Genomic DNA, 15,816 nt, shown 5'->3' with positions numbered 1-15,816 from the left:
GAATAGCTGAATTGAAACTAATTAAGGACGGAGGATGGGGATGAATATCGTTCATTCTTTTCAGGAATTAGTAGTTCGAGGGGATCATCAGGGTACGATTGAGTTACTGAAAAACTTCGAACAATCCAGGAAATTGTCTGTCCATGAACGAGGCTGGGTCTACTGGAATATTTCAGATGGTTATGCCTTGTTAAGAGAGCCGGAACCGCTTTATGCCAATCACCGGGAATTCTTCGAATGGGGGAGAAAAAACCTCGCCCCGGAGCAGTTACACTGGATCGTTTCGGATTCGACACAAGCGTTGTCATTATCTCTGGGGAACTACTTTGATCATTGGATGGATTGGTACCAGTATGCTTGTGATCATGCCCCGAAGTTGGATACCAACCGAGGTGTTCGGTTCGAGAGTCATCGGGCTTTGGGTGGTTCGCTTTGGGTTTTGGAGAGATACAGTGAAATGGACAGTGTGCTTGAAAATATGAACCAGCTTATACAAGAAGATGAGACATGGTCCAATATTCTTTTTGCCCGAATTACATACAACAAACAGCGTCTGGCCTATCTGTATCATGCCGGGGAGGTTGCGGGAGTCGAAGCTCTTTTGAACGAAACGATGGACTGGATTGATGAAATCAATGATGGAGCACTGAGCATTTCAAGAAAAGATGAAGTGGTAGGCAGCTGGGAGGATATTAATGCCTCCAGAAATTCGCAGAGAGATATCAACATTGCGTTAAACAATTTGGCCTGTATTTTAACGGATATCGAAAGGTATGAGGAAAGTGTTAAATTGTTTATGCAGATACAGGAACGGGGTCACCACGTGAATGCATATGGTTTTTCCAAATGTATATATTCGATCTGGAAGACAAGAGGGGCTAAGGCAGTTAAAGATGCATTAGCAGCTAATGCATCTTATGAAATAGCGGACCTTGTGAAACATACTCCTAAATTATTAGAGATCAAAGGTTTAGCATGAGGTGATTTAAGTCGCAATAGGCCTGCACAACAACATGAAAGGAGTGATGTGATATGAGAAACATTACAAATCCGAGTAGAAGAAATGAAGTTGCCAGAGGTGTTTTTGTCTAGCGCAGAGGACCCAGGGGAAGGGTTCCGAGGGATTCCTCTGTGTAATTTTCACTAGGAGGAATTTCAATTTATGATTCATTTAAAACGTGTGTCGGTGGATAATTGGTATGCTTGCACCCAACTGGATGTAACTGAAGAGCAGAGAAAAAGTTTTCCCGCGCCAGTTGTATATTGGATTGCTGAATCCAAGGTCGTGACCGATTTTCGACCCATGGCCATCTATTATGATTCGGATCTGGTTGGTTTTGCTGTGTACTCAGATAAGCCCGATCATGAGGATAACTACTGGCTTCTTGCTCTAATGATAGATACAAAATATCAGGGCAGAGGTTATGGAAGAGAAGCGCTTAGGAAGTTGATTGATCTAATGAAAGAATCGCTGAATTGCAAACGCATCATGATTGGACACAGGCCGGAAAATGGTATCGCCGGAAATCTGTATGAATCATTTGGTTTTCACAGCGTAAGTGAAGGGCTGATTGATGGCGAAGTCGTTCGGCTTCTAAGATGCAAGTAGTGCCAAAACACACGCGATTTGGATTGTAAAGGAGGTAGCTTGTCTTTGAAGCATATACACATTATTTTCTAATTACTCTTTATCGTGCTGGGAATTGTGATTATTACAATCTCGAAAATGATTGAAGAGGTGATTCCTAAGCTAGGGTATGCAGCATTCCAGTCAGCAGCAGCAGCTGGCAGTTATGATTCGAGTGCTTATCAAGTGAATCTTGTACTGAATTATTGGATAGCCGCGATATGTATTTTGGGTGGAGTTATCTGTTTAATTAGTACAATGAATGTTGTCAGAAACTACATTCGTGAAATGAATATAAGAAACAGAGCGTTTGATGAAACTCATAATTATGACGATACAAGAGAACTGAAATAGGTTATGATATGACATAAAAAAAGAAGGGGCGGATACACATTATTACATTTCAATACTTTGAACCGGAAGATTTTGATCAACTGATCGAATGGAGTGGGGATGAAGCATTTTTGCTCCAGTGGGCCGGCCCTCAGTTCCAATATCCACTTTCCAGAGAGCAACTATCGGATTATTTGCAGGGTGCCAATGATAAGAACACTTCAAATAAGTTCATTTATAAAGCGATGGATGAATCAACTCAGGAGATTGTGGGTCATATTGCTCTTGGCGGTATCGATCGATATAATCGTTCAGGGCGTATCGGTAAGGTGCTACTTGGCAAGCCATATCAGGGTAAAGGTTATGGAAAGCAAATGATCGATGAGGCACTTCGAATTGGATTTGAAGAGGAGAAGTTGCACCGGATCAGTCTGGGCGTATTTGATTTTAATGTCTCAGCCATCCGATGTTATGAAAAAGCGGGCTTTGTACAAGAAGGACTTATTCGTGATGCGAGAAGATATGAAGATACATTCTGGAATCTTATCGAGATGAGCATATTAGAAAACGAATGGAAAAAATGACTTCTCAAAAGGATCATCATACTTGAGAATCATCTTTCTTGAGAAACACTTCGATGAACGGATGTAATAACTACGTGTACGAAAATTTAAAAGGGGAGGTCCTACTGTCATCAGAATGACAGTAGGACCTCCCCTTAATTACTTCCTTCCTGGTTTATTTCAATGATCCCCGTATCAATAAATTCCTTCACAGGCACACCATCGCTAGCGAGTAACAGGGTCTCCATCATTTTGGTACCCCAGACTCCTTCATTCTGCGAAATAACGGCAGACAATTGACCGTTGAGCAACCCGTTTTCACTAGTCGGGCTATCACCGAACGCGATTAAATGCCGGTTAAGGCCTTTTGCTTTCCAGATCAGGGTAGAGGCAGAGACAGAAACAAAATCGAGCCCGATAATGGCATTGAAGTGAGGGTGAGCCTGAATCATGTTCTCCATATCGGACATGGCTTGATCTTCATTCCCTTGATGATAACGAACTTCCAAGATTTCGATGTCTGTTTCACTGCGGATATAATCAATGAATCCATTAAGCCGCTGTTGCAAACCTTGCATCTCCTCCAAACCATTCTCGACAAGAATCATGCCTTGATTATGCAGAAGTCTTGTAGTCGTCATCGCGAACTGCTGGCCAGTGCGATAGTTATCGGCGCCCACATAAGCGATTCGATGACTGGATGGGACATCTGACTCAAATGTAATGACAGGAATACCCGCAGCTTGGGCTGCATCAATAACGGGTGCAAGTGCAGCAGCATCCACAGGAGATATAGCGATCCCGTCCACATGCTGTTTGATCATATTCTCCATGATACGGATCTGTTGTTCGGTATTGGCTTCATCAGGTGCGTTTACAATTAACGTGATATTGTGTTTCCCTGCATACTCCGTTGCATCCTTCGTGATCATCTCATAGGTTGGATACGTCATTGGATAGATAATACCGAAAGTTTTGCTCGCTGCAGTTTTGTCTACAGGTGGAGTCGCAGGAAGTGTTGCATCCATCTGCTGTGGGCGAATGTGTGCCGAACCGGATGAAATGATCATCGGGAACAGAAGGATTAGTGTAAGTAAAAGTGCAAATCTGGCTTTATTCATACATTGACTCTTTTCTCATATCTAATGGTCTGGCCTGCGATTCCTCGGTTCCTTGAGTTCGGTATTCTCTTGGCGTAAAACCGGTTGTTTTCTTGAATATATTAGAAAAGTAATGAGAGTCGTTGTAACCAACTTTGTAAGCAATCTCAAAGGTTTTGTTGTTGGTTGTTTTCAGCAGCTCCTTGGCTTTGCCGATTCGAATCTGGGTTAGATACTCCGTTATCGTTTGACCAGTTTCCTGACTGAAAATCTTGCTTAGATGACTTGGACTGATTCTGACGTGTGCAGAAATCATCTTCAACGAGACCTGTTCGTTATTGTATTCACGGGATACATAGGCTTTCACCTGATCAATGACATCACTGTATTTTCCAGAGCACGCTGCTCTTCTCTGCCATAAAAGGTTAAGCAGGGAACACAGATATTGGGTACAATCCTCCCAGCACGTAATCTTCCGAATCGTCTGTTGCAGGGAAGTAATGTTCTCATCCGAATGGTCACTCATGCGGAACAACTGATTCGCGAGCCGAAACGACTCCAGCGTAAGATCATTCAACAAATAGAAGCCATACGAGGAGGACTTCCAGTCGAAGGACTGTAATGGAGCGGCAAACTCTTGCACAAAATGGTCACGCAGATTGGGGCTGCCGATTTTGAGAAATTCAAGAAACGAATTCCTGTCGAGAAAAAGAGTCGTTTGCTCATCCAGGTTAATGTCATGTAGAGAAGCTCTGTTCTGAAGGGTGAGTCGATTAATATATTTATCCTCCTCCGCTTCCAGATACGAGACATGAATTCCTTGCAGCCGCTCCTGTTGACTGCCAATGCCCAGAATAATGTTACATTTGAACGTATGCTCAAGTTCCATACGAACCCGCCCGCGAAGCTGCTCCAGATATACGGATATGCTGTCATCGGAGTGATACTTGAGCAGAAGCACCAACTCGGTCCGGCTTCGAATATAAGGAAGAAGTTCAACGTGGGTATCACGAGTTTCCTCCAGTATGGGAAGCAGCTTCTTCATCAGGGATTCCGGGTCCCGGGAGTCATCTGTTAATCGAACGTCGATAATGACAATTGTATAATACCGGGCCGAGAGTGGAAGTGAGAGTTGTTTGGCTGATTCAATCGCATCGGTTGTACCGATGAGTCCTCCGCACAGATCGGCCAGCAGTTTTTCTTTGGTGATCGTCCGGTTTGTCATGCGTTGATGTTCTTCATCCATTTGTTTGCTGACCTTATGAAGCATTTGGATTAGCTCTGCTGCACTAATGGGCTTTAGACAGTACTCGGTCACACCAAGTCGGATAGCCTCCTGGGCATAACTGAATTCATCATGACCGCTCATGATAATGATTTTGATATCAGGTTGTTGAGTGCGAACGATGGAGGTCAGTTCCAATCCGTTCATAAATGGCATTTTGATATCCGTAATCAGAATATCCGGAGCCCATTCATGAATTAAAGGTAACGCAAGCTCGCCGTCGGGTGCATCCCCGCAATAGTGAAAACCTTCCTTTTCCCAATCAATGCAGCTCCGTATATTCTCCCGAATTCCAATTTCGTCATCCACAATCATCACCTTTTTCAACGGTTAACCTCCTTGCTTTTGGGGATACGAATCATAAATGTGCTGCCTTCCATATAGGTACTCTCCATTTCAACGCCATAAGCTGGTCCAAAATAGAGTCGAATCCGGTGATGTACATTGAGCAGACCAAATCCGCCTTCCTGCTCGTCATCTTGGGGTGAACGGGAACCGGCCGGCTTCTCCAGCTCTTCACGTAATTGTGCCAATCGATCCGCAGACATTCCAATTCCGTTATCCTGTACGGTCAGAATGATGCTATTGTCCTCTACATATCCGTGTATGGATATTAGCCCTTGACCGCGTTTGTTCTTGATCCCATGGTAGAGCGCGTTTTCAATCAGGGGCTGTAGCGTCATTTTCAAAATGGGATAATCCTGAAGCTCACGATCAACGCTGATCTCGTAGGTGAGAATATCGTGGTACCTCATCTGTTGAATAACCAAGTAACTCCGCGCATGTTCAAGCTCGGTTTGAATGGATACCCAGTCGAATCCTTTGTTCAGACTCAAACGAAAGAACTTCGAGAGGGCTTTCACAAGTTTGATTACATTTTCTTTTTTCTCTGCTTCAGCCATCCACAGAATAGACTCCAACGTGTTATACAGGAAATGAGGGTTGATCTGAGCTTGCAACGTACGTAGTTCAGCTATTTTCACCTGTTCATTCTCTCGAATGCTCTTTTCAATTAGCATTTTGAGCTTATCCAGCATCACATTGAAACTTTTGCCCAGATCAGCAATTTCGTCCGAGCCGTGTGGTGTGACTTTGGCTTCTAAGTAACCGTTTGCAGCTTTACGCATCTTGTTCATCAGAATTCGGATGGGAAGAATCAGTCGGTTATTCAGGAAAAAATATAACGATATCGCAAAGAAAGCACTTAACAAAACGGTAATGATGATCAATTGGCGAATGCTATTGGCCTCTGCAATGATTTCCTGATAAGGAGCTACCCCGATCATTTTCCATCCGGTCTGTTTTGAGGTGCTGTATACAACAAACTGGGGTTTGGATCCTGCAGACAGGATAAAGCTGTCGTGCTGTAGATGTAAAGGGACCGATCGGATCTGATCCATCATGGTTATGGATGCCGGGGTGACATCCGGCCTGAAGAGTGTATTTCCGTATTGATCACTAATATAGAAAAAACCGGAATCCTTAATGGGGGTATTCGTCAAAAAATCATCAATGAATGAATCATTCAAATCAATTACTATGAACCCGATGACCTCATGCGTAATTCGCTCTTTGACCGTGGTTATAATTGAAAGCGCATTCTGTTTGGGGTAAGCAAACCCATCCAGCCTGTTATATTCGGCATAGGCTGCAGAATGAGGGATGCGCAGAATGGCATCCGGATACTGTATCAGATACTTGAAGTACGGGTTACGCAGCGGATTTCGTTCCAGCTTGAACACGCCTTTTCGTTCACTTATGCCTTTTCCATAGAAATTCACGAACGAGATATTAAGTACCTTGTCATACTTGTAGGTTTCCCGATAAAGATTGTATGTCTGAAGGATGGCTTTGGCTTCTGGGTAGGACTCCGATTGAGAATACAAGTATTGAAGCACTTGCGGGTTCTTGCCCAGTTCGAGCAGCCGTTCCGTATCCTCAAACAAGATGTCAATGTTCCTGGCAAGCTGGTCGGCAACCAGCTGTGTCGAGGCCTTATTATGATTGGATACGACCGTATAGGATTTGTGGTAAGAAATCAATCCAACCACGATCAGTGGCACTGAACTGAGGATAATAAACATGCTGAGTAATTTAAGCCTGAGGCTTGAAGCAATCCATTGAATGAGTTTCAACGTATTCCACTCCATCTGAAGGGATCAAAAATGTATCATTAGTATAACATGATTTTCTAATATGTAAGAGAATCGCTAAATACTACACAATTAAACAAAGAAATTACACTTTTTAAACTCCATTTCTTGAAATTACTAAATTATTACATAAATAAAGTATGAGACTCCATATAAGCTCGGAATGAAAGCGTTCTATAATGTGGTCACACCACAAGGTGAAACGAAAAAAGGGAGGATCACAACATGCGAACCAAAAAAAAGTGGGGACTTGCCATAACATTGGCTATGGTGATGCTGGTCAGCACGGCATGTAGCAGTACCAATGGAGGAGCAGGCTCCGATAATGAAACTTCAACGAGTGGGAATGGCAGTACACCTGCCAGCGCCAAAACAATTACGCTTGGTTTTTCGCAGGTTGGTGCGGAGAGTGGCTGGCGTTCGGCGAATACCAAGTCGATTCAGGATTCAGCCAAAGAAGCGGGTTATGATTTGAAATTCTCCGATGCGCAGCAGAAGCAGGAAAATCAAATTAAAGCTTTGCGATCCTTCATACAACAGAAGGTGACGGTGATTGCTTTTTCCCCTGTTGTAGAATCCGGTTGGGATACCGTATTGAAGGAAGCGAAGGATGCAGGCATTCCCGTGATTTTGACGGACCGCGCTGTGGATTCCCCGGATAAAACCCTCTACAAAACCTTTATTGGCTCCGACTTTGTAGAAGAAGGACGCAAAGCAGGTCAGTGGCTTAGTGATCAATACAAGGACACACAAGACGAGATCAATATCGTTGAGCTGCAGGGTACAACAGGCTCCGCACCAGCGAATGACCGTCAAGAGGGCTTTATGGAATTGATTGCTTCCAATTCGAAGCTTAAAGTGATTGCTTCACAATCGGGTGACTTTACACGTGCCAAAGGCAAAGAAGTCATGCAAGCTTTCCTCAAAGCACATAAAAAAATAGATGTTCTCTATGCACATAATGACGATATGGCACTTGGGGCAATCCAGGCCATTGAAGCGGCAGGATTGAAACCAGGCGTAGATATTACCATTATCTCTGTGGATGCCGTGAAGGATGGTATGCAGGCTGCTGCTGATGGCAAAATCAACTTTATCGTTGAATGTAATCCGTTGTTAGGACCTCAATTAATGGAAGCGGTTCAATCGGTAGTGGACGGGAAAGATATCGAACCCCGAATCGTTACGGATGAGACGACCTTCACATCGGAGCAAGCCAAAGAAGCATTGCCATCACGTGAATATTAAAAGCAGATTCGTATAACACCGAAAAGTCATTTTTCGACCAGGCTGTCGCTAAATGACTTTTTTCCATAACAAAGGAGAGGGTTATATGGCCGAGCAAGCACCCATTTTGAAAATGACAGGCATCACCAAACAATTTCCCGGGGTTAAAGCGCTATCCAGCGTCAGCTTTCGCTTGTTTCCGGGCGAGATTCATGCCTTGATGGGTGAGAACGGAGCGGGGAAGTCGACGCTTATTAAAGTTCTGACCGGCGTTTATTCCATTGACGAAGGAACGGTAACCATGGATAACCGGGATCTTTCGATCTCCGGTCCGCTTGAAGCGCAAAAGGCGGGAATCAGTACCGTTTACCAAGAGGTCAATCTCTGTCCAAACTTAACGGTTGCAGAGAATATTTTCATCGGTCGGGAGCCGATGCGATTTGGCAAAATCAATTGGAAGCAAATGAACAAAGATGCGGAGAACCTTCTGCGAGATAGATTACATCTGTCCATCGACGTTAAGGCTCCTTTACAGACCTACTCGGTCGCGATGCAACAACTGATTGCAATAGCAAGAGCACTCAGCATCTCGGCAAAAGTGCTCATATTGGATGAACCCACATCCAGTCTGGACAAAAACGAGGTTCAGCAACTGTTTCGTATTATGCACAAATTAAAGAGTGAAGGTCTCGCAATTCTTTTTGTTACTCATTTTCTTGATCAGGTATACGAAATGTCGGATCGTCTAACGGTGCTCCGTAACGGGGAATTGGAAGGAGAGTACATAGCCGCAGAACTTCCACGCATGGAACTGGTTCTCAAGATGATCGGCAAGGAACTCGAGGTGCTTGAGGAGCTTCCGAAGGAAGCGGATGCTGCCCAGGCGGAGTCGGGAGAACTGTTAATTACCGCTAAGGCACTTGGACGCAAAGGAGCAATTGAGCCATTTGATCTGGACATTCGCAAAGGAGAAGTCGTGGGCTTGGCTGGGTTATTGGGGTCTGGTCGTACCGAGATCGCTCGCCTTTTCTTTGGTGCAGATCGTTCAGATGTAGGCAAGCTGCTCGTTGTAGATACAGGAAGTACGGTCAAGTCGCCGCGTCATGCAATTGATCAGAATATTGCTTTTTGCTCCGAGAACCGTAAAACCGAAGGCATAATCGATGATTTGACCATTCGGGAGAACATTATTCTGGCTTTACAAGCGACACGAGGCTGGTCCAAACCAATCTCACGCAAGAAACAGGATGAGATCGCCGAAAAGTACATTAACCTGTTAAATATCCATCCGAAAAACCCGGAGCATTTAATTAAAAATCTGAGCGGCGGTAATCAGCAAAAGGTGTTGCTTGCACGGTGGCTGCTGATGAACCCCGATCTGTTGATTCTCGATGAACCTACACGTGGAATTGATATCGGTGCCAAGACTGAAATACAGAAGCTGGTGCTCTCTCTGTCGAAGCAGGGCATGGCCGTGCTGTTCATTTCGTCCGAGCTGGAAGAAGTGATTCGTGTCAGCCACCGGATTGCCGTAATCCGGGACCGCAAAAAAGTGCAAGAACTTAGCGGGGATCAGATCCATCAACAGCAAATCATGAAAGCAATGGCAGGAGGTTAAAGAGATGGCGGGCAAGATGCGTAAACATCATTTGTTTTGGCCGTTATGTATGCTTGGTTTACTTTTAATCTTTAATTTGCTGTACTCTCCGGATTTCTTCTCCCTCGTCATGCGTGAAGGGAATCTGTATGGCAGCTTGATTGATATTCTCAATTTTGGAGCGCCCTTAATTCTGGTATCGATCGGTATGACACTGGTGATTGCGACCGGAGGTATCGATTTGTCCGTGGGCTCCATTGTAGCGATCTCCGGTGCCGTGGCTTGTATGAGCATCAGCAGAGGAGTGGATCAGAATTCGCTCGGGCTTATGTTGGGCGCACTTGGATTATCTATAGGTCTCTCACTGATCTTGGGCATATGGAATGGGGCGCTGGTTTCGGTTGCCCGAATCCAACCCATTATTGCAACGCTTATTCTGATGGTAGCTGGACGTGGGATTGCGCAATTGATTACGAGTGGACAGATTATTACTGTATCCAACGCAAACTATGCCTATATCGGGGCAGGTTCGCTTGCAGCATTGCCTTTTTCCATCTTCATCGTATTAACTGTGCTGCTTGTTGCCTCACTGTTGACGAGAAAAACGGCACTGGGACTGTTTATTGAATCGGTCGGAAGTAACGCAAACGCGAGCCAACTGGCAGGTATTCGTTCAAAAACGGTTATTCTCACGGTATATGTCTTCTGTGGTCTGTGTGCCGGCATTGCCGGGCTTATTCTCAGCTCGAATGTATCCAGCGCGGATGGCAATAACGCAGGTCTGTGGTATGAACTTGATGCCATTCTTGCTGTAGTCATCGGGGGTACTTCGCTCAATGGTGGTCGTTTCTATCTAATGGGTACCGTCGTTGGAGCACTCATTATCCAAACCTTAACAACGACGATCTATATGATTGGAGTCCCGCCAGAAGTTACGCTGGTTGTCAAAGCCTTTGTTGTACTGGCCGTTTGTTTGATTCAATCCGATTCATTCCGCAATTCCATGGTGATCCGTTGGAAAAAACGGAAGTTTCCAGCCGAACAGGGGGTTAACCGCCATGTTTCTTAATCGTAAGTATCTCCCGGTCTTTGTCACCTTCGGTTTGCTGGCCGTGATGTTTGCCATAGGCTCTTTCCGGTATACGGGGTTCTTTTCCACACAGGTACTGCTTAATCTTCTCATTGATAACGCATTTCTGATTATCACGGCAATTGGCATGACTTTTGTGATTGTATCGGGAGGAATCGACCTGTCGGTAGGATCTGTCATTGCGCTGACGACCATCATTAGCGCAAGTCTGGTCGAGAAGCAAGGATGGTCGCCTGCGATCGTTATACCTATGGTGCTTGTCATGGGTGCGTTGTTTGGCACAGTCATGGGGGCGATCATCCACTATTTTAAAATTCAGCCTTTCATCGTGACACTGGCAGGCATGTTTTTGGCGCGGGGGCTGTGTTATGTCATCAGTCTCGACACCATTACCATTACGAATCCATTTTACACACAGGTTGCGCAGGCGAAGATTTCCCTGCCAGGGGGCAGCTTTGTCTCCATTAATGTGATTATTGCTCTGGTCATTGTACTACTCGCGATCTACCTGGCACATTACACCCGGTTTGGGCGCAACGTTTACGCCATCGGCGGAAGCGAGCAATCCGCGTTGCTCATGGGACTGCCGGTTGCACGTACCAAAATCCTGGTGTACACGTTCAGCGGTTTGTGTTCCGCGCTTGCCGGTGTTGTCTTTACCTTCTATATGTTATCCGGTTATGGATTACACGCCATGGGTCTTGAACTCGATACCATCGCGGCTGTTGTGATCGGAGGCACCTTGTTAACAGGTGGTGTAGGGTATGTGGCGGGAACCTTTATTGGTGTATTGATCCAGGGGGCTATCCAAACTATAATTAGCTTCGAAGGTACGCTCAGCTCATGGTGGACCAAGATTGTGATTGGCCTGATGCTGTTTGTTTTTATTTTGTTCCAGCGACTTCTTAGCGGGCGGCGAGTATCCTCGAAATCACTGCATTAAGTTGATCGAATTAAATGATATTGAATACGGATACCGACACAATGATATAACAATATGCGCTCTGCATTGCTGAATGCTGAGCGTAACATGGAGATGGGGGATACGTGAGTGAGAAGACATGTGAACTGGTTGTGTTTGTTCATTCTACTGCTGCTTGTCGGCTGCACAACCCCTGAGTCTGAATCTGTTCCTCCTCCCATCTCGTCTAACAACTTAGAAACTCTTCCCTCCGTTGAGGAATGGATGGAATCAGCGGTAGCAAGGGATACCTCTACGAAACCGATTGTCTTGGGTTTTTCACAACTGGGCAGAGAGAGTGCCTGGCGTCTGGCAAACTCCACGTCTATTCGGAATGCTGCGGCTGAATCGGGAATCTCCCTTGTAATAAAAAATGCAGAACAGTCTCAGACGAAACAGTTCGAGGCTGTTCGGTCGTTCATCAGGCAAAAGGTGGATGTCATTGCCATTGCACCGGTCGTAGAATCGGGCTGGGATGGTATTCTTCAGGAGGCCAGGGATGCAGGTATACCCGTAATTATCGTAGACCGGTCAGTTGATGTCAAAGACACTTCACTTTTTGTGACAACGATTGGATCGGACTTTTATGAGGAAGGTGTGAAGGCCGGGAAGTACATTCAGGATCGGATGCGAAATCATCCGGGTTTGATACGGATTGCCGAACTGAAAGGCACGAGTGGTTCTACACCCTCTATCCAGCGTGGCGAGGGCTTTAGAAGCATTTTCGAAACCAGAGCAGATATCATCTTCTCACAAAGTGCTCCTGCCGATTTTACGGAGGACAATGGGAAACAAGTCATGAAAGAATTCCTTCAGGTCCCGGAAGACAAACGGCCGCAGGTTCTTTTTGCCCATAATGATGAAATGGCTTTTGGCGCCATACAAGCGATAGAAGAAGTTGGGCTGAAGCCGGGAGAGGACATTATCATTGTCTCGGTGGACGGCTCCCGCAAAGCACTTGAAATTCTGGCGAGTGGGAAAATCAACGCTGTGGTGGAATGTAACCCGCTGCTTGGTCCTCAGCTTATGCAGGCTACAAAAGAAATTATTGCAGGGCGTACACTCCCGAAGCGCATGGTGCCCCCGGAGGACATCTTTACACAGGAGAGTGCTAAACGGGAGATGTACAACAGGCGATTCTAGAATTCGTGAATAAATAGAACATTTTGGATAAAATTCAATTTACTTTAAATAAACTTATCGTTTATACTGAACTCACCTTGAACTAAAAGCTCTTCTCTATGAGAAAGGACGTAGCGGATTACATACTTTTGAAAGCGCTTTTTTCGAGGGGTGAGAGTTCGATAAAGAGAGGGAGTGTAGAAGGTAGTATGCTGCGAATATATTATGAGGAGGTAATTTTATGTTCAAAGTTAAGCTGGCAAAGGCGGTAATATCTCTCGCACTTTTCGGTACCTTGTTTTCTATTCCGGGGGTGCCTGATGCTCGTGCTGCAGATGCAAGTTGTCCGAATGGTTATGTAGGTCTGACGTTTGATGATGGCCCATCTGGAAATACAACAAACATGCTTAACGCGTTGAAGCAGGCTGGCTTACGGGCAACGATGTTCAATGTTGGACAAAATGCACAAAATAATAAATCTCTGGTTTCTGCACAAGTAGCAGCTGGTATGTGGATTGGCAATCATTCCTATACACATCCAAACATGACTACATTAAACAGTTCTCAGATGTCGTCAGAGATTACTCGGACACAACAGACGATCCAGTCTATTACCGGAAGTTCACCTAAACTGTTCAGACCTCCTTACGGTGCGACAAATGCGACCTTGAAATCCGTTGTGAGCCAAAACGGCCTGAAGGAAGTACTGTGGAACGTAGATTCCCAAGACTGGAATGGTGCCAGCGCAGCCCAGATTGTAGCAGCTGTGAATACGATGAAAAGTGGTGACGTCATACTAATGCATGATCAGTACCAGACGACACTTCAGGCCATTCCGCAGATTGCACAAAATCTGAAGAATCGTGGCCTTTGCTCAGGTATGATCTCATCAACTACCGGTCGGGCAGTCGCGCCCGATAATAGCACTACCAATCCCCCGAGTAACGGAACAAAAGTGGAAGCTGAGAACATGACCAAAGGTGGACAATACACCGGCAATATCAGTTCTCCTTTCAATGGTGTGGTCCTTTATGCCAACAATGATTTGGTTAAATACACTCAGAATTTTGCAACGAGCACTCATAATTTCTCGCTTCGTGGAGCTTCAAACAATGCCAACATGGCTAGAGTTGATTTGAAGATTGGCGGACAGACGAAGGGAACCTTTTACTTTGGCGGAAGCGCTCCAGCGGTTTATACCCTGAATAATATCAGCCATGGGACGGGAAATCAGGTCATTGAGTTGGTTGTAACAGCCGATGATGGGACATGGGATATATATATCGATTACTTGGAAATACATTAACAAGCTTAGGTTGATTGAAAAATAATGCACTATAATGAAATCCCGTTGGGTTGACCCAATGGGATTTCATTATGTTTTTTTCCATTTTGTAACACAAAAGTGGAAGGAAAACATTTATAATGGATGAAATTGTATGTGAAGAATCTGGTTTCTATTGAAAAGTTTCATTGAATGGGAGTGAAATCATCAAATGATCATCATGATTAACGGAGCGTTTGGTTCGGGAAAAACTTCTGCAGCTGAAGCACTTCAGCCCTTAATTGCCAACAGCATGATCTACGATCCTGAAGAAATAGGTTATATGCTCAGAAAACTTCTTCCGGAGAATTGTAGAGAGGAAAGGGAACGTACGGATGATTTTCAAGATATCGATTTATGGAAAATTCTAACCGTAAAGACGGCTAAAGAAGTAAAGCAGAAATACAACAGACACTTAATTATCCCCATGACCATCTATAAAGAGGAAAACTTTAATTACATCTATAACGGGTTGAAAGAGATCGATCAGGACATTCATCATTTTTGCCTTACGGCTACAGAAGAGACGATTTATCATCGTTTGGCTAAACGTGGAGATGAGTATGGAGGCTGGCAGTATCAACAAGCACCAAAGTGTGTTGAAGCTTTCAAGGATGAAAAATTTCAAACTCGCATTATTACCGATCATCTGGAGACTAGTGAAATCATAGAACTCATATTGAGGAAGGTCCTATCCAAATAATTATCCTTTTTTATTAAGGAGGATTTTAGGATGATGATTGTACATGTACTCTTAAGAAAAGAGTGGGAAGCCGCGTTGATTAATGGGATTCTAAAATAAAGTCAGAAGCTATATGGGAAGATCTGTATAATGAAGGCAGGGAATATCCTCATATTTACGGTGAGTTAAATCTAGACGCGGTATTTCATACATATGATGAATAAATGAACAGAAGAGGATGGAACCTAATTGACGACTGTGACTTTTGAAGAGGTAACCGAACAGCACCTCCCTGAAATTAGAGTGATTTATAACTATTATGTAATGAATACAACGATTTCGTTTCATACGGAGGAATTAGATCTTGATCAGATTAAATCCTCTGTCATGAACAAGGATACACGGTATAAAACTTATGTAATTCTTGAAACCGATCAAATGATGGGCTATGTTCTGATCACCCAATATAAGAGTAAACAGGCATATGACATTTGCGGTGAAGTCACCATATATTTGAAGCCCGATATTTTGGGAAAAGGCTTGGGGAAACAAGCACTACATTTTATAGAGAAGATTGCAAAAGAACAAGGGTTCCATACCTTAATTGCGACGATTTGCATGGAGAATACAAGAAGTAAATCCTTATTTGAGAGAAATGGTTATGAACAATGTGCTCTGTTTAAAGAGATTGGATATAAATTCGATAGAAAACTGGATATTGGAAGTTTCCAAAAGATATTGTAAGGAGAATA

The 15,816-nt window shown here is 44.3% G+C and carries 16 protein-coding genes; 13 read left to right on the top strand and 3 right to left on the bottom strand.

All coding sequences use genetic code 11. The features are described 5' to 3' along the window. Positions 1-40: 40 nt before the first annotated feature. From MKY28_RS13915 to MKY28_RS13900, 4 genes are all read left to right on the top strand, one after another. Entirely contained in the window at positions 41-979 is a 939-nt protein-coding gene (locus tag MKY28_RS13915; protein WP_340936230.1) for a hypothetical protein, read from the top strand. A 183-nt stretch (positions 980-1,162) separates the two neighbouring features. After that, the gene (locus tag MKY28_RS13910; RefSeq protein WP_100528754.1) at positions 1,163-1,609 is read left to right on the top strand and encodes a GNAT family N-acetyltransferase; all 447 of its coding nucleotides are present in this window, start codon (positions 1,163-1,165) and stop codon (positions 1,607-1,609) included. A gap of 117 nt (positions 1,610-1,726) precedes the next feature. Next, entirely contained in the window at positions 1,727-1,981 is a 255-nt protein-coding gene (locus tag MKY28_RS13905) for a hypothetical protein (RefSeq protein ID WP_340936229.1), read from the top strand. A 38-nt stretch (positions 1,982-2,019) separates the two neighbouring features. Further along, positions 2,020-2,544 (top strand): GNAT family N-acetyltransferase, encoded by a 525-nt coding sequence (locus MKY28_RS13900; protein WP_340937929.1) that lies wholly within the window; start codon positions 2,020-2,022, stop codon positions 2,542-2,544. A gap of 134 nt (positions 2,545-2,678) precedes the next feature. On the opposite strand, the gene MKY28_RS13895 is transcribed toward MKY28_RS13900, so the two are convergent. From MKY28_RS13895 to MKY28_RS13885, 3 genes are read right to left on the bottom strand one after another with little or no spacing between them, the layout of a single operon-like run. Next, positions 2,679-3,644, bottom strand: a complete 966-nt coding sequence (locus tag MKY28_RS13895) for a sugar ABC transporter substrate-binding protein (protein WP_340936228.1) — start codon at positions 3,642-3,644, stop codon at positions 2,679-2,681. Further along, positions 3,637-5,226: a response regulator gene (locus tag MKY28_RS13890; RefSeq protein ID WP_340937928.1), complete on the bottom strand. Its 1,590-nt coding sequence runs from the start codon at positions 5,224-5,226 to the stop codon at positions 3,637-3,639. Before MKY28_RS13890 ends, MKY28_RS13895 begins: the two co-directional genes overlap by 8 nt. Positions 5,227-5,231: 5 nt before the next feature. Next, positions 5,232-7,043 carry a cache domain-containing sensor histidine kinase gene (locus MKY28_RS13885; RefSeq protein WP_340936227.1) on the bottom strand — a complete coding sequence of 604 codons (1,812 nt, stop codon included), beginning with the start codon at positions 7,041-7,043 and terminating at the stop codon, positions 5,232-5,234. A 243-nt stretch (positions 7,044-7,286) separates the two neighbouring features. Here MKY28_RS13885 and MKY28_RS13880 point away from each other — a divergent pair, with 243 nt between their 5' ends. The 9 genes from MKY28_RS13880 to MKY28_RS13840 all read left to right on the top strand — a co-directional run bounded on the left by MKY28_RS13880 (position 7,287) and on the right by MKY28_RS13840 (position 15,808). Then, entirely contained in the window at positions 7,287-8,309 is a 1,023-nt protein-coding gene (locus tag MKY28_RS13880) for an ABC transporter substrate-binding protein (RefSeq protein ID WP_100528760.1), read from the top strand. A gap of 85 nt (positions 8,310-8,394) precedes the next feature. Next, positions 8,395-9,906, top strand: a complete 1,512-nt coding sequence (locus MKY28_RS13875) for a sugar ABC transporter ATP-binding protein (RefSeq protein WP_340936226.1) — start codon at positions 8,395-8,397, stop codon at positions 9,904-9,906. Positions 9,907-9,910: 4 nt separating this feature from the next. Further along, positions 9,911-10,954 (top strand): ABC transporter permease, encoded by a 1,044-nt coding sequence (locus MKY28_RS13870; protein ID WP_081745908.1) that lies wholly within the window; start codon positions 9,911-9,913, stop codon positions 10,952-10,954. Beyond that, positions 10,944-11,918 carry a galactofuranose ABC transporter, permease protein YjfF gene (gene yjfF / locus MKY28_RS13865; RefSeq protein ID WP_017689006.1) on the top strand — a complete coding sequence of 325 codons (975 nt, stop codon included), beginning with the start codon at positions 10,944-10,946 and terminating at the stop codon, positions 11,916-11,918. Before MKY28_RS13870 ends, yjfF begins: the two co-directional genes overlap by 11 nt. Positions 11,919-12,026: 108 nt before the next feature. Continuing rightward, positions 12,027-13,079 carry an ABC transporter substrate-binding protein gene (locus MKY28_RS13860; protein ID WP_340936224.1) on the top strand — a complete coding sequence of 351 codons (1,053 nt, stop codon included), beginning with the start codon at positions 12,027-12,029 and terminating at the stop codon, positions 13,077-13,079. Between the two features lie 220 nt (positions 13,080-13,299). Next, the gene (locus tag MKY28_RS13855) at positions 13,300-14,364 is read left to right on the top strand and encodes a polysaccharide deacetylase family protein (RefSeq protein WP_036670498.1); all 1,065 of its coding nucleotides are present in this window, start codon (positions 13,300-13,302) and stop codon (positions 14,362-14,364) included. Positions 14,365-14,554: 190 nt separating this feature from the next. Beyond that, a complete protein-coding gene (locus MKY28_RS13850) occupies positions 14,555-15,085 on the top strand; it encodes an AAA family ATPase (RefSeq protein ID WP_076249727.1) in 531 nt (176 codons plus the stop codon). Positions 15,086-15,180: 95 nt separating this feature from the next. Then, positions 15,181-15,288 carry a DUF952 domain-containing protein gene (locus MKY28_RS13845; protein WP_340937927.1) on the top strand — a complete coding sequence of 36 codons (108 nt, stop codon included), beginning with the start codon at positions 15,181-15,183 and terminating at the stop codon, positions 15,286-15,288. A 34-nt stretch (positions 15,289-15,322) separates the two neighbouring features. Next, complete coding sequence (locus MKY28_RS13840) at positions 15,323-15,808, top strand: GNAT family N-acetyltransferase (RefSeq protein WP_340937925.1); 486 nt, start codon at positions 15,323-15,325, stop codon at positions 15,806-15,808. The last annotated feature ends 8 nt before the right edge of the window (positions 15,809-15,816 follow it).

The organism is Paenibacillus sp. FSL R5-0473, from assembly GCF_038004565.1.
Taxonomy (GTDB): Bacteria; Bacillota; Bacilli; order Paenibacillales; family Paenibacillaceae; genus Paenibacillus; species Paenibacillus amylolyticus.
Note: the sequence above shows the minus strand (reverse complement) of the source record. Positions and strands in the feature narration are given on the sequence as shown.